Genomic DNA, 19,953 nt, shown 5'->3' on the forward strand with positions numbered 1-19,953 from the left:
GGAATTTATTTATGAGTAAAGTAATAGGTATTGACTTAGGTACAACAAATTCATGTGTAGCAATTTTAGAAGGTGACGAACCAAAAGTTGTTCAAAACCCAGAAGGTGCTAGAACAACACCATCTGTTGTAGCATTTAAAAATGGTGAAACTCAAGTAGGTGAAGTTGCTAAGCGTCAAGCAATTACAAACCCTAATACAATTCAATCTATCAAACGTCACATGGGTACTGAGCACAAAGTAGACGTAGAAGGTAAATCATACACACCACAAGAAATATCTGCGATGGTATTACAAAACCTTAAGAGTACTGCAGAAGATTACTTAGGTGAAAAAGTAGAAAAAGCAGTTATCACTGTTCCTGCATATTTTAATGATAGTGAACGTCAAGCTACAAAAGATGCTGGTAAAATTGCAGGCTTAGAAGTTGAACGTATTATTAACGAACCAACAGCAGCAGCATTAGCTTATGGTTTAGATAAAACAGAACAAGACCAAAAAGTCTTAGTATTTGACCTAGGTGGCGGTACATTCGACGTATCTATCCTTGAATTAGGTGACGGTGTATTCGAAGTACTTTCAACTGCAGGTGATAATAAACTAGGTGGGGACGACTTTGACCAAGTTATTATCGATTATTTAGTTGCAGAATTTAAAAAAGAAAATGGCGTAGACCTATCACAAGACAAAATGGCATTACAACGTCTTAAAGACGCAGCTGAAAAAGCTAAAAAAGACTTATCAGGTGTTTCTCAAACACAAATCTCATTACCATTTATTTCTGCAGGTGAAAATGGTCCACTACACTTAGAATTAAGTTTAACACGTTCAAAATTTGAAGAATTAGCTGATTCATTAATCAGAAGAACGATGGAACCAACTCGCCAAGCTATGAAAGATGCAGGTATCAGTAGTTCTGATATCGATGAAGTTATTTTAGTTGGTGGTTCAACAAGAATTCCTGCAGTTCAAGACGCTGTGAAAAAAGAAGTAGGTAAAGATCCTCACAAAGGTGTTAACCCAGACGAAGTAGTAGCAATGGGTGCTGCTATCCAAGGTGGCGTTATCACTGGTGATGTTAAAGATGTAGTATTATTAGACGTAACACCTCTTTCATTAGGTATTGAAATAATGGGTGGACGTATGAATACATTGATTGAAAGAAATACTACTATCCCTACATCTAAATCACAAGTTTATTCAACGGCTGCAGATAATCAACCAGCAGTTGATATTCACGTATTACAAGGTGAACGTCCAATGGCTTCTGACAACAAAACACTTGGCAGATTCCAATTAACTGATATTCCACCAGCTCCACGTGGTGTACCACAAATCGAAGTAACTTTTGATATCGATAAAAATGGTATCGTTAATGTTACTGCAAAAGATTTAGGTACAAATAAAGAACAAAATATTACTATTCAATCAAGTTCTTCACTTTCTGATGATGAAATCGATCGTATGGTGAAAGATGCTGAAGAAAATGCTGAAGCAGATAAACAACGTCGTGAAGAAAGTGATTTAAGAAACGAAGCAGATAGCTTAGTATTCCAAGTTGAAAAAACAATTACTGATTTAGGTGAAAACATCAGTGAAGATGATAAAAATAATGCAGAAGAGAAAAAAGAAGCTTTAAAATCTGCGCTTGAAGGCGAAGATATTGATGACATTAAAGCTAAAAAAGAAGAACTAGAAAAAGTAGTTCAAGACTTATCTGCTAAAGTTTACGAGCAAGCTGCTCAAGCACAACAACAAGCACAAGGTGAACAAGCAAGTGGTTCAGATGATAGCAATGTTGAAGATGCTGATTTCACAGAAGTAAATGATGATGATAACAAAGACGACAAAAAATAAGTTTAGTTATTAATTGCTATTGAAAGCAGAATATGACACAATTGCTTAGCCAAATTAAGTCAAAGTCAATTGAACATTGGCTTTGACTTTTTCCTTTTTAATAAGTAATTTAATCAAACGTAAAAGGAGAGATAAAAGTGGCCAAAAGAGATTATTATGATATCTTAGGTGTTAGTAAAGATGCCTCTAAAGATGAAATAAAAAAGGCTTACCGTAAATTATCAAAAAAATATCATCCTGACATCAATAAAGAAGAAGGTGCAGACGAAAAGTTCAAGGAAATTTCAGAAGCATATGAAACGTTAAGTGATGAAAACAAGCGTGCAAACTATGATCAATTTGGTCATGATGGACCACAAGGTGGATTTGGCGGCCAAGGATTTGGTGGTCAAGACTTTAGCGGTTTCGGCGGCGGTTTCGAAGATATATTCAGTTCATTCTTCGGTGGTGGACGTCAAAGAGATCCAAATGCACCTAGAAAAGGTGATGACCTACAATATACAATGACTGTTACTTTTGAAGAAGCTGTATTCGGTACAAGCAAAGAGATTTCAATACGCAAAGATGTAACTTGTCATACTTGTGATGGTGAAGGTGCAAAACCGGGAACTAAGAAAAAAACGTGTCATTACTGTAATGGTTCAGGACATGTTGCTGTAGAACAGAATACAATATTAGGTAGAGTTAGAACTGAAAAAGTTTGTCCAGTATGTAGTGGTTCTGGTCAAGAATTTGAAGAACCTTGTCCGACATGTCACGGTAAAGGAACTGAAAACAAAACAGTTAAAATTAATGTTACAGTGCCAGAAGGTGTAGATAATGAACAACAAATAAGATTAGCAGGTGAAGGTGCGCCAGGAGAAAATGGTGGACCACAAGGTGATCTATACGTTGTATTTAGAGTTAAACCTTCTGAAACATTCGAAAGGGACGGCGACGATATTTACTTTTCACAAGATATCAGCATCGCTCAAGCAACACTTGGTGATGAAATTAAAGTCCCAACTTTAAAAGGTCATGTTATATTAACAATTCCTGACGGAACACAATCAGGAAAACAATTCCGTCTTAAAGAAAAAGGTGTAAAAAATGTTCATGGCTATGGCTATGGTGATTTATTTATCAACGTGAAAGTTGTCACACCTACTAAGATAAATGAACGTCAAAAAGAATTGTTAAGAGAATTTGCTGAAATTGATGGTGAATCATTAACTGAGCAACCGTCAAATTTTAAGGATAAAGCAAAAAGATTCTTTAAGGGAGAATAAAATATGAACTGGACTGAAATATCAATCACTGCAAATCATGATGCCATACCAATTATTTCTAATATTTTAGAAGAATTTGGATCAAACGGAGTTGTTATCGAAGATTCATTAGATCTTCGAAATGATTTTGCTGATAAATTTGGTGAAATTTATGAACTAAATCCTGATGATTACCCAGTTAATGGCGTAAGAGTTAAAGCATATTTTAATGAAATAAAATATACTCAGGATTTTAAAAATGATCTAATTCAAAAAATTAAAAATATCGAATCATTGGATGCAAAAATATTTGAATATCAACAACAAACAATTCAAGAACATGATTGGGAAAATGAATGGAAAAACTATTTTCATCCGTTTAGAGCGTCTGCTAAATTTACAATTGTTCCAAGTTGGGAAACATATCAAAAAGAAGACGAAAATGAAATGTGTATTGAGTTGGATCCAGGTATGGCATTTGGTACAGGTGATCATCCAACGACAAGTATGTGCTTGAAAGCTATTGAAACTTTTGTGAATCCAGATGATTCAGTGATTGATGTTGGTACAGGTTCAGGCATACTTAGCATTGCATCATATTTATTAGGAGTAGAACGCATAAAAGCGATTGATGTAGATGAAATGGCCATTAAAGTTGCGAAAGAAAACTTTGAAAAAAACAATTGTGTTAAAGCTATTGAGGCTGCGCCAGGCAATTTACTTACAGAAGAAACTGAAAAGTTTGATGTCGTTATTGCAAATATTTTAGCTCATATTATTGAAGAAATGATTGAAGATGCTTATAATACGTTAAATAAAGATGGTTATTTTATAACTTCTGGTATTATCACAGAGAAACACGAAACAATTTTAGTACAGATGAAGCGTGTAGGGTTTAAAATCATTTCTATTAATCATGAAAACGGTTGGGTATGTATCGTTGGACAGAAAGTGAGCGATTAAGCAATGCAGAGATATTTTATTGACCAAAACGCTGATATAAATCAGCGTTTTTTTATTACAGATCAAAATGATATACATCATATTACAAAGGTAATGCGATATCAAATTGGTGACCAAATTATTATTACTTTTTCAGATCAAAGCGTTTATAAATGTAAAATCGAAAATATGACTATGGCGCAAATTGAAATTACTTTAATAGAAAAAATAGATATCGATTCTGAATTACCACAACATATAACAATTTGCAGTGGGTTAATTAAAGCGGATAAGTATGAATGGATGATACAAAAATCCACAGAGTTAGGTGCAAGTCAATTTATCGCTGTTGGTATGCAAAGATCCGTTGTAAAACTAAATGAAAATAAAGTCATCAAAAAGTTAGAACGTTGGCAAAAAATTATAAAAGAAGCTGCTGAACAAAGTTATAGGCTAATTATTCCAGAAATAGAGTATAAGTCGAATTTAAAAGAAATTTATGATATTATAAATGAATATGATTATGTATTGATTGCTTATGAAGAATCTGCTAAGTGTGGGGAAAAAAGTACTTTTAAGGCAGTTGTTCAAAAATTTGAACCTGGTGATCGTGTGTTAATCATTTTTGGGCCTGAAGGTGGCTTGTCTGAATCAGAAATTAAGTTATTTGGTAGTTCAGCATACCAAGTTGGTCTAGGGCCTAGGATATTAAGAGCTGAAACTGCACCGCTATATACTTTAAGTGCTGTAAGCTTTCAAAAAGACTTATTGGGGTGATATTTATGTCAACAGTTGCATTTCATACATTAGGATGTAAAGTGAATCATTATGAAACAGAAGCAATTTGGCAATTATTTAAAGAAGCAGATTACGATCGTGTTGATTTTGAAACAAATGCTGATGTATTTGTTATTAATACGTGTACGGTAACTAATACAGGTGATAAAAAAAGCAGACAAGTCATTAGACGTGCTATAAGACAAAATCCAGAGGCAGTGGTATGTGTAACTGGTTGTTATGCACAGACATCTCCTGCTGAAATTATGGAAATACCTGGCGTAGATATTGTGGTCGGCACTCAAGATCGGACGAAGTTAATCGGTTATATCAATGAGTTTAAAAAAGAAAGACAACCAATTAATGGTGTGGGAAACATCATGAAAAATCGTACATATGAAGAATTAGAAGTTCCATACTTTACAGATAGAACAAGAGCCTCGTTGAAGATACAAGAAGGGTGCAATAATTTTTGTACTTTCTGTATTATTCCTTGGGCTCGTGGCTTAATGCGATCTAGAGACCCCGAAAAAGTGATAGAACAAGCAACTACACTTGTAAATTCAGGGTATAAAGAAATTGTTTTAACTGGTATTCATACAGGTGGATATGGTCAGGATTTAAAAAATTATAATTTAGCACAATTATTACGTGACTTAGAAACTGTAGATGGCTTAGAGCGTATTAGAATTTCTTCGATTGAAGCAAGTCAATTAACAGATGAAGTTATTAGTGTAATTGAGCAATCAAACAAAGTTGTACGTCATTTTCATATCCCATTACAATCTGGGTCTGATTCAGTGTTGAAGAGAATGAGAAGAAAATATACTATGGCTCATTTTTCAGAGCGATTGACTCGTTTACATGAAGCACTACCTGGATTAGCAGTCACAAGTGATGTCATTGTTGGTTTCCCAGGTGAAACTGAAGAAGAGTTCCAAGAAACATATGATTTTATTGTTGAACACAAATTTTCAGAATTACATGTATTTCCTTATTCTTCAAGAATTGGCACACCAGCTGCTAGAATGGACGACCAAGTTGATGAAAATATTAAAAATGAACGTGTACATCGCTTAATTCATTTAAGCGATCAGCTTGCTAAAACGTATGCATCAAAATTTGATCAAGAAGTACTTGAAGTTATTCCAGAAGAAGTTGGCAGTGAGCCAGGGACATTAATAGGTTTTGCTGATAATTATATGAAAGTTCAATTCGCTGGCGATGAATCTCTAATCGGTGAACTCGTAAAGATAAAAATCACTCAACCTGATTACCCAATCAATCAAGGTGAATTACTAAGAGTGGTAAATCATGCTACCAATACAACAGAACATTCTGTTACTGTATAAAATTTAATTGATAATGATTCAATGCAAACACCTCTACATGGTGTAAAATGAATCATGAAATTAAAATTTTACTAATTGACCACATTAATCAGATATATTATACTAATTAATACATGGTAATTACCGTGTAATGATTATAAAGTTTCGTTGATATTTGGAGGGAGGGAAATACACATGTCTAAAACAGTAGTCAAAAAGAACGAATCACTTGAAGATGCGTTACGTCGTTTCAAACGTACAGTTTCTAAAAGCGGTACAATTCAAGAAGTACGTAAACGTGAATTTTACGAAAAACCTAGCGTTAAACGTAAAAAGAAATCAGAAGCTGCACGTAAACGTAAATTCAAATAATTAATTGTTTCGTTGACTCCCTCAACACCAACATTAATTATAAACCATAATAGCCTTAGTTGTTCATACAGCTAAGGCTATTTTTATTTATTAACGTAGATAAATGAACTACACTATATATTCCTATTTATGATTTTCATAAGCATTAGAAAATCTTGTACTTAGTTTAAAAATTACCATATTCACGTTAATCAAGTATTAATGTCGTACATCTCGTGTAGCTGGTTGAAATTGATTATTTTTCTGGGAATATCATTTAATAATAAATGAATAATATTACGATTTTTATTGTGTAAACGGTATAATCATATATTTATTTCATGTATAATTAAATTGAGAGTGAGGTGATAAAGTGATTCCTTCGATGAGCAGTATACATACTATCTTTTCAACCAAACTTGTTGAAAACGGAAACTGGATAGACAATGTTTCTAACTTTATTGTTAGTCCAATAGGTGCTTTGATATTAACTTGTATTATCTTCTTAGGTTTTTTGTACCAGTTATATTCAAATAGAATAAATATTGTCGGAATTATATCAACATTAGCATTATTCATTTTCTTTTTAGGATTTTTTGTAAAAGGGGATGTCAACTTTTATTCTGTTGTTTTATTCGCCATTGGTGTGATATTCGTTATCATTGAATTATTTGTAGTGGGTGCAATTATTGGCATTATAGGTATGGCGTTAATCGTTTTCAGTATTGTTACTTTAGGTGATAATCTAGTGTACATGATTGCTAATGTTGTCGTAGCCTTAATATTATCAATCATAGAGTGGGTGATACTTGTGAAATTTTTCAAACGTAAAATACCGTTTTTAGATAAAGTTGTATTGAAGGATTCTACAAATGCAGAAGCAGGTTATACATCACATGAAGATCGCTCTCATTTAGTTGGAGAAGTTGCAACTACATCTACAGATTTGAGACCAGCAGGAATTATTATTTATAACAATGAACGTATCGATGCAGTTTCAGATGGTTCTTTTATATTACGGAATAAACAAGTTACTATTCTGGAAGTTGAAGGTACTCGAGTTGTTGTGAGAGAAATAGAAACATAAAGGAGAATGAGTATGATTGGAATTTTAATTATAGCAGTTATAGTCGTAATTGCATTATTGTTATTATTTTCATTTGTACCTGTTGGATTGTGGATTTCAGCAATCGCAGCGGGTGTAAAAGTAGGCATTGGTACCCTAGTAGGTATGAGATTACGTAGAGTTTCTCCACGTAAAGTAATATCACCTTTAATTAAAGCTCATAAAGCAGGGCTAAACTTGACAACGAACCAACTTGAATCACATTATTTAGCAGGTGGTAATGTTGACCGTGTTGTTGATGCAAATATCGCTGCACAAAGAGCTGATATTAATTTACCTTTTGAACGTGGTGCAGCTATTGACTTAGCAGGACGTGACGTGTTAGAAGCAGTTCAAATGTCTGTAAATCCAAAAGTAATTGAGACACCATTTATCGCCGGTGTTGCAATGAATGGTATCGAAGTTAAAGCAAAAGCAAGAATCACAGTACGTGCGAATATTGCAAGATTAGTCGGTGGTGCTGGAGAAGAAACGATTATTGCACGTGTTGGTGAAGGTATTGTTTCTACAATTGGTTCTAGTGAACATCACACACAAGTGCTTGAAAATCCTGATAATATTTCTAAAACAGTTTTAAGTAAAGGTTTAGATTCAGGTACAGCTTTTGAAATTTTATCAATCGATATTGCAGACGTAGACATTAGCAAGAACATTGGTGCAGATTTACAAACTGAACAAGCGCTTGCTGATAAAAATATCGCACAAGCAAAAGCCGAAGAACGCCGTGCAATGGCAGTAGCACAAGAACAAGAAATGAAAGCAAAAGTACAAGAAATGCGCTCTAAAGTTGTTGAAGCGGAAGCAGAAGTTCCACTAGCTATGGCTGAAGCATTACGTTCAGGAAATCTTGGAGTGAAAGATTATTATAATCTGAAAAATGTTGAAGCAGATACTGGTATGAGAAATTCTATTAACCAACGTACAAAAAAAGAAGATGATGAATCACCGGAATAATAAATAGGGGTGATTAAATGAATATAGGTATTATTATCTTTGTAGTATCTGTCATTTTTACGATAATTGGTGCTATTAACGATGATAGTCATAAAAAGCGAAAAAAACAACAACCACCAGCTAATAAACAGCCGAATCAGTCTGAAACACCACCAAAAAAACGTGGTTTCCTTGAAGAAGTTGGAAAAACATTTTCTGAGTTAGAAAAACAATTTAATGATGGTCCTTTTACTCAGGAAGAACATACACCAAAGCAGAATAAACCTGCTGAAACACGAGCTGAAAAGATGGAAACTGAGACGCCTCAACAAGAAACATCAACGGTTCCTAAACATAATGAAACCGAAGCTGAAAAAGTAAAACGTGAGCAAAAGCAACAAGATGATACACTTCAAAAAGAGCTTGAAGCTGATTTAATGGGCAAAATGGAAGACGTACGTAATGAAATCGATCGTGAAACTGAGAAAAAAATACAAAGAACTGAGAAAAAAGCACGAGAAATCATTTCTGATAAATATTTATCAGAGAGAACTAAGCGTTATCGTTTAAAACAGTTAATGAATGCGCATTCTGTTCAAAGCTCTGGCACAAATGCTCAATATAGATTTGCTGATGATGAAGTTGTTAATGGTATTATTTGGTCTGAAGTTTTAGAAAGACCAAAAAAATTATAAATTTATTTAAACTCAACTTATAAAGTTAGATTTTTGACTTTGTAAGTTGAGTTATTTTTAATTTCAAAATATATAATGATCGTTAATTTTTATACTATACTTTCTTAATGCTCTGGTTTACATAAAAATAGCAATTTATGTTAATTTTTAATTCACTTTGAAATAATATGAGAATATTTCATGATATAATAACATTGAAGTTGCAGTATGATTTATTGAAATTGTTAATTTTATAATAATGCTTATTTCATATCATGCATCATAATTATTTTTGTAACTTAAAATCTAATAGGATAAAATAATAGAAACGAATATATTTGTAAAGGAGCAACTATATGCCTGGAATTATTCAAATAGATGACATCAATGAAGCACAAGCACTCATTGGTAATAATGATGAAAATCTTAAATCAATTGAAGAAGGATTTGATGTCATAATACATGCTCGAGGACAAGAAATAGCCGTAAAAGGTGAAAAAATTGAGCATGTAGAACAAGCAGAATCAGTACTGATTAATTTATTAAAAGTAATACAGCAAGGCGTAACTATATCGCTCAAGGATGTAGAAGCCGCTGTTAAAATGGCAAAAAATGGTACGATTCATTACTTATTAGATTTATATGATGACGAAATTACTAAAGACGCGTTTGGTAAAACAATACGGGCTAAAACTATGGGACAAAGACTTTATGTTAATGCTATGTATCATAATGACTTGGTATTTGGCGTTGGACCAGCAGGTACAGGGAAAACATTTTTAGCCGTCGTTTATGCCGCTAAGCAACTGCGAAAAGGTAATGTTAAACGTATCGTGTTGACAAGACCTGCAGTAGAAGCTGGTGAATCATTAGGATTTTTACCTGGTGATTTGAAGGAGAAAGTAGATCCTTATTTGCGCCCGTTATATGATGGTTTAAATACTGTTTTAGGAAGAGAACAAACTGCTAGATTTATCGAGCGTGGCGTTATAGAAATAGCACCATTAGCATATATGAGAGGGAGAACACTTGATGATGCATTTGTTATTTTAGATGAAGCGCAAAACACTACGCATGCTCAGATGAAAATGTTCTTAACAAGGTTAGGTTTTGGTTCGAAAATGGTTGTAACTGGTGATAAGACACAAATTGACTTACCTAAAGGTGTTAAAAGTGGGCTTAAAGAAGCAATAGCAAAGTTACACAATGTTAAAGGTCTAAGTATCCATCATTTAGACCAAAACGACGTTGTTCGTCATCCACTTGTAAGTAAAATAATTGATCGTTATGAGGGAGAAGAGTAAATGTTTACAATAGATTTTAATGATCATACTGAATTAGTTGATAACAACTGGTTTAAGCAAATAGACGATCTTCTTACTTTTGCAAAAGAACAAGAAGGAATAGATAACGATGCTGAATTATCTGTGACATTTGTAGACAAAGCAGAAATTCAACAAATTAATAAAATGTATCGAGATAAAGACAAAGTAACAGATGTAATATCCTTTGCTTTAGAAGAAGATGAACCCGAAATTAGTGGTTTAGACATACCTAGAGTACTCGGAGATATTATCATATGCACTGAAGTTGCTCAATCACAGGCAGATGCATATGGACATTCGTTTGAAAGAGAACTTGGCTTCCTTGCCCTTCATGGTTTTTTACATTTATTAGGCTATGATCACATGGATGAAGCGGACGAAAAAGAAATGTTTGGTCGTCAAGATGAAATTTTAAATGCCTACGGGTTGCCAAGAGATTAGAGGTAGTTATGAAACGTTTTAAATATGCTTTTCAAGGTTTACTGGTCCTCTTTAGTAAAGACAAAAAGTTTTTAATCCATATTATTTTTGCAGTTATTGCAATTTTTCTTAGTATTTATTTAAAAATAAATACAGTTGAATGGATTTTAATCCTCATTGCTATAGGATTCGTGTTAACATTTGAAGCCATAAATACAGCACTTGAATATGTAGTGGATTTGATTACAGATGAATATCATGACTTTGCAAAGAAAGCTAAAGATACAGCAGCTGCTAGTGTTATGCTTGCTTCAATAATTGCGTTGGCAATTGGACTTATCGTTTTTTTACCATATTTTATAAAATAAACAATACGATTTTTAATCTATCTATATACTAAGCAGCAGTTAGTTTGAAATAACAATACAAAATTAAAAATTGAATAGGAGTGTTAAATTATGGCATACCAACCTGATTATTTTAAGGAAGTAAGAAAAGCACAAAGTAATGCTTATGCACCATACAGTAAATTTAAAGTAGGCGCATATTTAATTACAAAAGATGGTAAAACATATCACGGTGCAAATGTAGAAAATGCCGCTTATCCATTAGGTATTTGTGCAGAAAGGTCAAGCCTTGTTGCAGCTATTGCTGATGGATACCGACCAGGCGATTTCGAATCGATTACTGTAACCGTTGATGCAGAATCCCCTTCTTCGCCTTGTGGTTCTTGTAGACAAGTGTTAAAAGAGCTTTGTGATGATGAAATGCCTGTATATATGACCAATCATAAGGGTGACATGATACAATCTACAGTTAGTGATTTGTTACCTCTAGGATTTTCTGGAAAGGATTTAAACTAATGACAGCACATAAATCAGGATTTGTAACAATTATTGGTAGACCTAATGTAGGTAAATCTACCTTTGTAAATCGCGTCATCGGACATAAAATTGCTATTATGTCTGATAAAGCACAAACGACAAGAAATAAAATTCAAGGTGTAATGACTCAAGAAGATGCACAAATTATATTTTTAGATACGCCAGGTATACACAAACCTAAACATAAATTAGGCGATTATATGATGCGTGTGGCGACTAACACGTTATCGGAAATTGATGCTATTATGTTTATGGTCAATGTTAATGAAGATATTGGTCGTGGTGATGAATACATTATGGAAATGTTAAAATCAGTTAAAACACCAGTATTTTTAGTGTTAAATAAGATTGACTTAGTACATCCAGATGAACTTATGCCAAGAATAGAAAAATATAAAAAATATATGAATTTCACTGAAATTGTTCCTATATCTGCATTAGAAGGATTAAATGTTGAGCATTTTATCAATGTTATTAAATCTTATTTACCAGAAGGGCCCAAATATTACCCGGATGACCAAATTTCCGATCACCCTGAACAGTTTGTAGTGAGTGAACTTATCCGCGAGAAAATATTACATCTTACAAATGAAGAAATTCCACATGCGATTGGAGTCAATGTTGATCGAATGATTAAAGAAGATGAAGATCGAGTGAGAATAGAAGCTACTATTTTTGTGGAACGCGATTCACAAAAAGGGATAGTTATAGGTAAAGGTGGCAAAAAACTCAAAGAAGTTGGGAAAAGGGCACGCCAAGATATTGAAGGGTTATTAGGCTCTAAAGTGTATTTAGAATTATGGGTAAAAGTTCAAAAAGATTGGCGAAACAAAGTTAACTTTATTCGTCAAATGGGATATTTAGAAGATCGAGATTAATTTGAGAGTCGGTGAGCTAAAATGTTAATCAAACAAAAGGGTATTATTATTAAAACAATTGATTATGGCGAATCCGATAAAATCATCACAATTTTAAATGAATATGGTGCAAAAATTCCACTTATGGTTCGACGCGCCAAAAAGAGTAAGAGTGGTTTGCAAGCTAATACGCAACTATTTGTGTATGGCTTGTTTATTTATTCCAAATGGAAAGGCATGGGAACTTTAAGTTCTGTAGATGTCATCGACCAAAATTACCATTTGCGATTAGATATTTATGAGAGTAGTTACGCTAGTTTATGTACTGAAACGATAGATCGATCCATTGAAAATGATGAACTGTCGCAATTTAGTTACGAGTTATTACACTTTGTATTAGCTAAAATTAAAAGTGGTGTATCCGCTCAATTGATGTCAGTCATCGTATTGATTAAATCAATGTCAAAGTTTGGCTTCAGCGCAATATTTAATCATTGCGTTGTCACTGGTGATGACGACCAATCTAAGCTCATTGGCTATAGTTTTAAATTTGATGGTGCAATTTCAAATCATGCAAATCAACAAGATCCAAATGCGTTGCTACTGTCCAATAGAACACTTTATTTATTAGATGTGTTACAAAACTTACCGATAAGTAAAATGAGCGCTTTAAGTATTCATCAAGATATCGTTGATGAGATGTCGCAATTGATGATAATGTTATATAGTGAATATGCTGGCATGTATTTCAAAAGCCAAAAACTTATTAATCAATTACAAAGATTAGATAATTCAAATTAATTCTATAAATAGGGTCAAGTTCAATCAATCATTAAATTTTATAAAAAATAAAAACGTCAATTTCTATAAATTGTATAGAAATTGACGTTTTTCATTTAGTTCGACCACTTTTAAGGGTCGATAGATATATTGAAATTAAAATTTAACTTTTTCTGTTAAGAAACTTTCTAATTCAGCAATCGGCATACGTACTTGTTCCATCGTATCTCTGTCTCGTACCGTTACTTGCTGGTCTTCTAGTGAATCGAAATCAAATGTTATACAGTATGGTGTGCCGATTTCGTCTTGACGACGGTAACGTTTACCAATTGATTGTGATTCATCAAAATCAATTGCAAAGTTTGCGCTTAACTGTTCAAATATTTTAATTGCATCACCAGATAATTTTTTACTTAATGGTAAAACAGCAGCTTTATATGGTGCTAATGCAGGATGGAAGTGTAATACAGTTCTTGAATCTTTACTACCTTCAACACCTTCTTCTGCATATGCATCACAAAGGAATGCTAAAGTAACTCGATCCGCACCAAGTGAAGGTTCGATACAATATGGTAGGTATTTTTCACCAGTTTCTTGGTCATGATATTGGAAATCTTCACCAGAATGTTCACTATGTTGTTTTAAATCATAATCTGTTCTACTTGCAATACCCCATAATTCTCCCCAACCAAATGGGAAACGATATTCTATATCAGTTGTTGCATTTGAGTAATGTGATAACTCGTCTGCATCATGGTCACGTAAGCGCGTTGCAGATTCACTTAAATTTAAATCTTTTAACCATTGGCTTGCAAAAGTTTTCCAATAATTTTGCCACTCTATTTCTTCACCAGGCTTACAGAAGAATTCTAATTCCATCTGTTCAAATTCACGTGTTCTAAAGATGAAGTTACCAGGTGTAATTTCATTACGGAATGACTTACCAATTTGGCCAATTCCGAATGGCAATTTTTTACGCATTGTACGTTGAACATTTTTGTAATTGACGAAAATACCTTGTGCAGTTTCAGGACGTAAGAAAATTTCATTTGTTGAATCTTCCGTAACACCTTGGAATGTTTTGAACATCAAATTAAATTGACGAATATCTGTCCAATTAGCAGTGCCACTTACTGGACAAACAATACCTTCTTCATCAATAATACGTTTCATTTCATCGAAACTTAGACCATCAGCAACGAAATTTTCATCGCCTTTTTCATTTGCCATATAGTCTTCTATTATTTTATCTGCACGATAACGAATTTTACTGTCTTTATTGTCTATCATTGGATCATTAAAGTTACCTAAATGCCCAGACGCTTCCCATGTTTTTGGGTTCATTAAAATTGCTGCATCGATCCCAACGTTATATGGAGATTGCGTGATAAATTTTTGCCACCAGGCTTTTTTAATATTGTTTTTTAATTCAACACCTAATGGACCATAGTCCCATGTATTTGATAATCCACCATAAATGTCACTACCAGGGAATACAAAACCTCTATGTTTTGCTAACTGAACGATTGTTTCCATATCTTTTGCCAAAAAAACCACTCCTTTTAACATAAAAAACGCCCCAAGACAAAGAAAAAGCCAAAAAAACTTAATCATTGTCTTGGGACGAGTTAATTAATTTTAATCACATATAATTTATGTGTTTTTAATAAATTTTTAATAACCCGCGGTTCCACCCAATTTAGTGTGTACACTCGCTTTTGAAACTTCATTTGAAATTGTAGCCAATTGTTTTGTTAAGCTTTCACCACCCTTAACTCGCTTTAAATACAATTTTAATGTATTGGTTGATTATTAGCAAGTAAATATATGTATTTGTAGCAATTTATAATTCAATGTATAATTAAATGTAATGAGTAAAGGGGTGAAGTCTTATAGAACTGAGTAAAAGACAACAACAAATTGTTGATATTGTCAAAAATAATGGACCTATTACTGGTGAACATATAGCAGAACATCTTAGTCTTACTAGAGCGACCTTGAGACCAGATTTAGCAATTCTCACAATGTCTGGTATTTTAGAAGCTCGTCCACGTGTAGGCTACTACTATTCTGGAAAGCCAAAAAATAAATTAATTGCTGATCAATTAAAACAATATATTGTTAAAGATTACGCATCACACCCTGTAGTAGTAAAAAACGAAATGTCTGTTTATGATGCAATTTGTACAATATTTCTAGAGGATGTTAGTACGTTGTTTGTTATAAATAATGAAGGAGATTTTATAGGCGTTTGTTCTCGAAAGGATTTATTACGTGCGTCAATGATAGGTAAGGATATACATACGATGCCTGTTAATATTATAATGACACGTATGCCTAATTTAAGCTTTGTACTTGAAGACGAGCGTGTAATATTTGCTGCAAATCTAATGATTGAAAAAGAAATAGATTCTTTACCAATTGTGATTAAAAAAGAAAATGGAAAATATGAAGTTAAGGGCCGTATATCTAAAACAACAATTACAAAAATATTTGTCTCTTTACTAAATGAATAGGTGGTATGTATTAAATGGAAAATATTAAAATTATTGTTGCTTCTGACTCAGTAGGTGAAACTGCTGAACTTGTAGCAAGAGCTTGCATTTCACAATTTAACCCAAATCAATGTGAAAGTGAAATAAGTAGGTATCCGTATATTGAAGCTTTAGAAAATGTAGATGAAGTAATCTCAGTCGCAAAAGACACTGAAGCGATAGTTGTTTATACATTAGTGAAGCCAGAAATAAGAAAGTATATGGAGGCGAAAATAAAAGAATTTCAAATTAAGTCTGTAGACATTATGGGTCCACTGATGAATATATTATTAGATAAAATTGATGAACAACCTTATTTTGAACCAGGACTTGTGCATCAATTAGATGAAGCATATTTTAAAAAGATTGATGCTATAGAATTTGCAGTAAAATATGATGATGGTAAAGATCCAAAAGGTTTAGATAAAGCTGACATTGTTCTATTAGGCATATCTAGAACTTCAAAAACGCCTCTGTCACAATATCTTGCACATAAAAGTTATAAAGTGATGAATATCCCAATTGTGCCAGAAGTAACACCACCAGATAATTTATTTAACGTTGACACTTCAAAATGCATTGCATTAAAGATAAGTGAAGACAAATTAAATCGCATCAGAAAAGAAAGATTAAAACAATTGGGCTTAGGAGATAGTGCAAGATATGCTACAGAGCAACGTATTGTAGAAGAACTAAATTACTTTAATGAATTAGTTGAAAAGATTGGCTGCCCTGTGATAGACGTTACTGATAAAGCAATTGAAGAAACTGCAAATGATATTATTAGTATCATTGAGCAAAATAGTTTCTTAAAATAAGAAATTCTATTATAATATGATAACTACTGTCTAATAGGTGATAATTTTGCGAATTGAACAAGCAACAATTAATGAAATTAAAGAGAAAACGGATATTCTCGATTTAGTAAGTGAATATGTTAAATTAGAAAAAAGAGGACGCAATTACATTGGGTTGTGTCCTTTTCATGATGAAAAAACCCCATCGTTTACTGTTTCTGAAGATAAACAAATTTGCCATTGCTTTGGTTGCAAAAAAGGAGGGAACGTCTTTCAATTTACTCAAGAAATTAAAGACGTTTCTTTTACTGAAGCAGTAAAATTATTAGGTGAACGTGTAAATATTGAAGTTGAAACGCCTCAGACAGCGTCAGATCAACATCCTAATCATCAAATTGCTTCTGAAGATTTGCAAATGATTGAAATGCATGAATTAATGCAAGATTATTATCATTACGCCTTAAAGAAAACTGTTGAAGGTGAAGCAGCGTTAAATTATTTAAAAGAGCGTGGTTTTACTGATGAACTCATAGATAGTCGGAAAATAGGCTATGCGCCTAAAAATGCAAATTTTTGTCATGACTTTTTACAGAAGAAAGGTTATGATATTCAACTAGCATATGAAGCGGGTTTATTGTCTAGAAACGAAGAAAATTTCAGCTATTATGATCGTTTCAGAGATAGAATTATGTTCCCATTAACAAATGCACAAGGGCGAACTGTTGGTTATTCAGGGAGAACATATACAAATCAAGAGCCAAAATATCTTAACAGTCCTGAAACACCTATATTTCAAAAAAGAAGATTATTATACAACGTTGATCAAGCCAGAAAAGCGATTCGAAAAAATGATGAAATTATTCTACTCGAAGGTTTTATGGATGTGATAAAAGCCGATTATGCAGGATTACATCAAGTCGTAGCAAGTATGGGAACACAGATTTCACAAGAACATATCGCATTTATGAAAAAACTCACTTCAAATGTGACGCTGATGTTTGACGGGGATTTTGCTGGTAGTGAGGCCACTTTAAAATCTGGTCAAATATTGTTACAACAAGGTTTTAATGTATTTGTAGTACAACTTCCGAAAAACATGGATCCGGATGAGTATATTGGAAAACACGGTGCAGATGCGTTTAATTATTTTGTTGAACATGAAAAAAAGTCATTCATTCTTTATAAAGTGCACATGCATCAAGAAGAAATTGAAAATAATGATTTGGCATATGAAAGATATTTAAAAGAAATCACGAATGACATTTCATTAATGAAGTCCTCAATTTTACGTAAAAAAATATTGCAAGACGTGTCAGAATTGTTTAAAGTAAGCATGGACAGTTTAAATATTGAAGTAGGACAACGTGAAGATTATTATCAACCACAGTCATATCAATTTCCTAGTGTGCCACAATTCACTAATTTAAATAAACAAGAAAAGGCAGAGCGTGCTTTATTAAAACACTTTATGAATGATAAGGATATTTTCTTGAATTATCATAAATTACTTCAATCAGAAGACTTTACAAATCAGTATTTTAAGCGTATATTTAATGTTTTACATGAGTTTTATTCTGAGAATGATACGTTTAATATTAGTGATGTTTTACAATATATCGATTCAAATGAAATTAAAGAAGCATTTATATCATTGGATAACTATATGATAAATGAAGAACCCTATGAACATGAAATCGATGATTATTTAAACACACTTTTAACAAATAGAAATGAAGAAACGATTGAATCGCTTAATCATAAGTTACGGGAGGCTTCTAGATTAGGTGATTTAGAGTTGCAGAAATATTACCTAGAAAAAATTGTAAACTTCAATAAAAATAGAATGAATTAAATAAAAAATGAATATATTTGTATATTATTGGGTTTAACAACTTGAATAAATCGTATGAATTATGGGTAGATAATATTAAGATTATCTATCAAATGATATCACGGTTTCAAGTTGATATTATATTCGGGAGGCCTTTTCATGTCTGGAAATAAAGTTACACTTAAAAAGCAAACAATTGACCCATCTCTAACTTTAGAAGATGTAAAAAAACACTTAATTGAAAAAGGTAAAAAAGAAGGGCATCTTAGCCACGAAGAGATTGCAGAGAAATTGCAAAACTTCGAGATGGATTCTGATCAAATGGATGAACTATTTGATCAATTAACAGATAACGATATCAGTTTGGTAAACGAAAAAGATAGTTCTGACAAAGATGCTAAATTAAATCCTAATGATTTAAGTGCTCCTCCAGGTGTTAAAATTAATGACCCTGTACGTATGTATCTTAAAGAAATCGGACGTGTCGATTTATTAAATGCGCAAGAAGAAATAGAATTAGCTAAAAGAATTGAACAAGGTGACGAAGTCGCTAAATCAAGATTAGCTGAAGCAAACTTGCGTTTAGTAGTCAGTATAGCCAAAAGATATGTTGGCCGTGGCATGCTTTTCTTAGATTTAATTCAAGAAGGTAATATGGGCTTAATTAAAGCAGTTGAAAAGTTCGATTTCAATAAAGGATTTAAATTTTCAACATATGCAACTTGGTGGATACGTCAAGCAATTACACGTGCAATTGCAGACCAAGCTCGTACAATACGTATTCCAGTGCATATGGTAGAAACAATCAATAAATTAATCCGTGTACAAAGACAACTATTACAAGATTTAGGTCGTGATCCAGCTCCAGAAGAAATTGGTGAAGAAATGGATTTACCACCTGAAAAAGTAAGAGAAATATTAAAAATAGCTCAGGAGCCAGTTTCATTAGAAACACCAATTGGTGAAGAAGACGATAGTCACTTAGGTGATTTTATCGAAGACCAAGAAGCTCAAAGTCCATCTGATCATGCGGCTTATGAATTATTAAAAGAACAACTGGAAGATGTCTTAGATACATTAACTGATAGAGAAGAAAATGTACTACGCTTGCGTTTTGGACTTGACGACGGAAGAACACGTACGCTAGAAGAAGTTGGTAAAGTCTTCGGTGTTACGAGAGAGCGTATTCGTCAAATTGAAGCTAAAGCATTGAGAAAATTAAGACATCCGAGTAGAAGTAAACGTCTTAAAGACTTTATGGACTAATTTTTCAGCTCTTTTGTACCTT

At 33.0% G+C, this 19,953-nt stretch carries 20 protein-coding genes; 19 read left to right on the forward strand and 1 reads right to left on the reverse strand.

Annotated elements, in window-relative coordinates; translation table 11 throughout:
* The first annotated feature begins 11 nt into the window (after positions 1–11).
* From dnaK to recO, 15 genes are all read left to right on the forward strand, one after another.
* Entirely contained in the window at positions 12–1,856 is a 1,845-nt protein-coding gene (gene dnaK / locus KA824_RS03120) for a molecular chaperone DnaK (protein WP_019469381.1), read from the forward strand.
* A 137-nt stretch (positions 1,857–1,993) separates the two neighbouring features.
* Positions 1,994–3,124 carry a molecular chaperone DnaJ gene (dnaJ, locus tag KA824_RS03125; RefSeq protein ID WP_181187601.1) on the forward strand — a complete coding sequence of 377 codons (1,131 nt, stop codon included), beginning with the start codon at positions 1,994–1,996 and terminating at the stop codon, positions 3,122–3,124.
* A gap of 3 nt (positions 3,125–3,127) precedes the next feature.
* Complete coding sequence (prmA, locus tag KA824_RS03130) at positions 3,128–4,066, forward strand: 50S ribosomal protein L11 methyltransferase (RefSeq protein WP_181187600.1); 939 nt, start codon at positions 3,128–3,130, stop codon at positions 4,064–4,066.
* Between the two features lie 3 nt (positions 4,067–4,069).
* On the forward strand, positions 4,070–4,822 hold the full coding sequence (locus KA824_RS03135) for a 16S rRNA (uracil(1498)-N(3))-methyltransferase (RefSeq protein WP_107384910.1): 753 nt from the start codon (positions 4,070–4,072) through the stop codon (positions 4,820–4,822).
* Positions 4,823–4,827: 5 nt separating this feature from the next.
* Entirely contained in the window at positions 4,828–6,174 is a 1,347-nt protein-coding gene (gene mtaB / locus KA824_RS03140) for a tRNA (N(6)-L-threonylcarbamoyladenosine(37)-C(2))-methylthiotransferase MtaB (RefSeq protein ID WP_181187599.1), read from the forward strand.
* Positions 6,175–6,348: 174 nt separating this feature from the next.
* Positions 6,349–6,525, forward strand: coding sequence for a 30S ribosomal protein S21 (rpsU, locus tag KA824_RS03145; RefSeq protein ID WP_002483157.1), 177 nt, complete (start codon positions 6,349–6,351; stop codon positions 6,523–6,525).
* 364 nt (positions 6,526–6,889) lie between these two features.
* Positions 6,890–7,591 (forward strand): NfeD family protein, encoded by a 702-nt coding sequence (locus tag KA824_RS03150; protein WP_154409384.1) that lies wholly within the window; start codon positions 6,890–6,892, stop codon positions 7,589–7,591.
* 6 nt (positions 7,592–7,597) lie between these two features.
* On the forward strand, positions 7,598–8,584 hold the full coding sequence (gene floA / locus KA824_RS03155) for a flotillin-like protein FloA (protein ID WP_026034799.1): 987 nt from the start codon (positions 7,598–7,600) through the stop codon (positions 8,582–8,584).
* A gap of 17 nt (positions 8,585–8,601) precedes the next feature.
* The gene (locus KA824_RS03160) at positions 8,602–9,258 is read left to right on the forward strand and encodes a hypothetical protein (protein WP_181187598.1); all 657 of its coding nucleotides are present in this window, start codon (positions 8,602–8,604) and stop codon (positions 9,256–9,258) included.
* 335 nt (positions 9,259–9,593) lie between these two features.
* Complete coding sequence (locus KA824_RS03165; protein ID WP_107385076.1) at positions 9,594–10,541, forward strand: PhoH family protein; 948 nt, start codon at positions 9,594–9,596, stop codon at positions 10,539–10,541.
* Positions 10,542–11,003, forward strand: coding sequence for an rRNA maturation RNase YbeY (gene ybeY / locus KA824_RS03170; RefSeq protein ID WP_107385075.1), 462 nt, complete (start codon positions 10,542–10,544; stop codon positions 11,001–11,003).
* A gap of 8 nt (positions 11,004–11,011) precedes the next feature.
* A complete protein-coding gene (locus tag KA824_RS03175; protein WP_107505153.1) occupies positions 11,012–11,350 on the forward strand; it encodes a diacylglycerol kinase family protein in 339 nt (112 codons plus the stop codon).
* Positions 11,351–11,440: 90 nt separating this feature from the next.
* A complete protein-coding gene (gene cdd / locus KA824_RS03180) occupies positions 11,441–11,845 on the forward strand; it encodes a cytidine deaminase (RefSeq protein WP_019469371.1) in 405 nt (134 codons plus the stop codon).
* The gene (gene era / locus KA824_RS03185; protein ID WP_107385073.1) at positions 11,845–12,744 is read left to right on the forward strand and encodes a GTPase Era; all 900 of its coding nucleotides are present in this window, start codon (positions 11,845–11,847) and stop codon (positions 12,742–12,744) included. The genes cdd and era overlap by 1 nt, the downstream gene beginning before the upstream one ends.
* 21 nt (positions 12,745–12,765) lie before the next feature.
* On the forward strand, positions 12,766–13,524 hold the full coding sequence (gene recO / locus KA824_RS03190; RefSeq protein ID WP_107385072.1) for a DNA repair protein RecO: 759 nt from the start codon (positions 12,766–12,768) through the stop codon (positions 13,522–13,524).
* A gap of 135 nt (positions 13,525–13,659) precedes the next feature.
* Here the strand turns inward: recO and KA824_RS03195 are convergent, their stop codons facing one another.
* Positions 13,660–15,051, reverse strand: a complete 1,392-nt coding sequence (locus KA824_RS03195) for a glycine--tRNA ligase (protein ID WP_040030033.1) — start codon at positions 15,049–15,051, stop codon at positions 13,660–13,662.
* Positions 15,052–15,395: 344 nt separating this feature from the next.
* Here KA824_RS03195 and ccpN point away from each other — a divergent pair, with 344 nt between their 5' ends.
* The 4 genes from ccpN to rpoD all read left to right on the forward strand — a co-directional run bounded on the left by ccpN (position 15,396) and on the right by rpoD (position 19,931).
* Positions 15,396–16,019, forward strand: a complete 624-nt coding sequence (gene ccpN, locus KA824_RS03200) for a transcriptional regulator CcpN (RefSeq protein ID WP_071560292.1) — start codon at positions 15,396–15,398, stop codon at positions 16,017–16,019.
* A 14-nt stretch (positions 16,020–16,033) separates the two neighbouring features.
* Positions 16,034–16,855 carry a pyruvate, water dikinase regulatory protein gene (locus KA824_RS03205; protein WP_019469366.1) on the forward strand — a complete coding sequence of 274 codons (822 nt, stop codon included), beginning with the start codon at positions 16,034–16,036 and terminating at the stop codon, positions 16,853–16,855.
* 46 nt (positions 16,856–16,901) lie between these two features.
* Positions 16,902–18,686, forward strand: coding sequence for a DNA primase (dnaG, locus tag KA824_RS03210; RefSeq protein ID WP_107505151.1), 1,785 nt, complete (start codon positions 16,902–16,904; stop codon positions 18,684–18,686).
* 138 nt (positions 18,687–18,824) lie between these two features.
* Positions 18,825–19,931: an RNA polymerase sigma factor RpoD gene (gene rpoD, locus KA824_RS03215; protein WP_046208153.1), complete on the forward strand. Its 1,107-nt coding sequence runs from the start codon at positions 18,825–18,827 to the stop codon at positions 19,929–19,931.
* Positions 19,932–19,953 lie beyond the last annotated feature (22 nt).

This window comes from Staphylococcus sp. GDY8P198P (genome assembly GCF_017891615.1).
Lineage (GTDB): Bacteria > Bacillota > Bacilli > Staphylococcales > Staphylococcaceae > Staphylococcus > Staphylococcus cohnii.

Bases quoted from the DNA above. Each gene is read 5' to 3' on its own strand.
- dnaK (WP_019469381.1), top strand. From the start codon at position 12: ATGAGTAAAGTAATAGGTATTGACTTAGGTACAACAAATTCATGTGTA.
- prmA (WP_181187600.1), top strand. From the start codon at position 3,128: ATGAACTGGACTGAAATATCAATCACTGCAAATCATGATGCCATACCA.
- KA824_RS03135 (WP_107384910.1), top strand. From the start codon at position 4,070: ATGCAGAGATATTTTATTGACCAAAACGCTGATATAAATCAGCGTTTT.
- mtaB (WP_181187599.1), top strand. From the start codon at position 4,828: ATGTCAACAGTTGCATTTCATACATTAGGATGTAAAGTGAATCATTAT.
- rpsU (WP_002483157.1), top strand. From the start codon at position 6,349: ATGTCTAAAACAGTAGTCAAAAAGAACGAATCACTTGAAGATGCGTTA.
- KA824_RS03150 (WP_154409384.1), top strand. From the start codon at position 6,890: ATGAGCAGTATACATACTATCTTTTCAACCAAACTTGTTGAAAACGGA.
- floA (WP_026034799.1), top strand. From the start codon at position 7,598: ATGAGTATGATTGGAATTTTAATTATAGCAGTTATAGTCGTAATTGCA.
- KA824_RS03160 (WP_181187598.1), top strand. From the start codon at position 8,602: ATGAATATAGGTATTATTATCTTTGTAGTATCTGTCATTTTTACGATA.
- KA824_RS03165 (WP_107385076.1), top strand. From the start codon at position 9,594: ATGCCTGGAATTATTCAAATAGATGACATCAATGAAGCACAAGCACTC.
- ybeY (WP_107385075.1), top strand. From the start codon at position 10,542: ATGTTTACAATAGATTTTAATGATCATACTGAATTAGTTGATAACAAC.
- KA824_RS03175 (WP_107505153.1), top strand. From the start codon at position 11,012: ATGAAACGTTTTAAATATGCTTTTCAAGGTTTACTGGTCCTCTTTAGT.
- cdd (WP_019469371.1), top strand. From the start codon at position 11,441: ATGGCATACCAACCTGATTATTTTAAGGAAGTAAGAAAAGCACAAAGT.
- era (WP_107385073.1), top strand. From the start codon at position 11,845: ATGACAGCACATAAATCAGGATTTGTAACAATTATTGGTAGACCTAAT.
- recO (WP_107385072.1), top strand. From the start codon at position 12,766: ATGTTAATCAAACAAAAGGGTATTATTATTAAAACAATTGATTATGGC.
- KA824_RS03205 (WP_019469366.1), top strand. From the start codon at position 16,034: ATGGAAAATATTAAAATTATTGTTGCTTCTGACTCAGTAGGTGAAACT.
- rpoD (WP_046208153.1), top strand. From the start codon at position 18,825: ATGTCTGGAAATAAAGTTACACTTAAAAAGCAAACAATTGACCCATCT.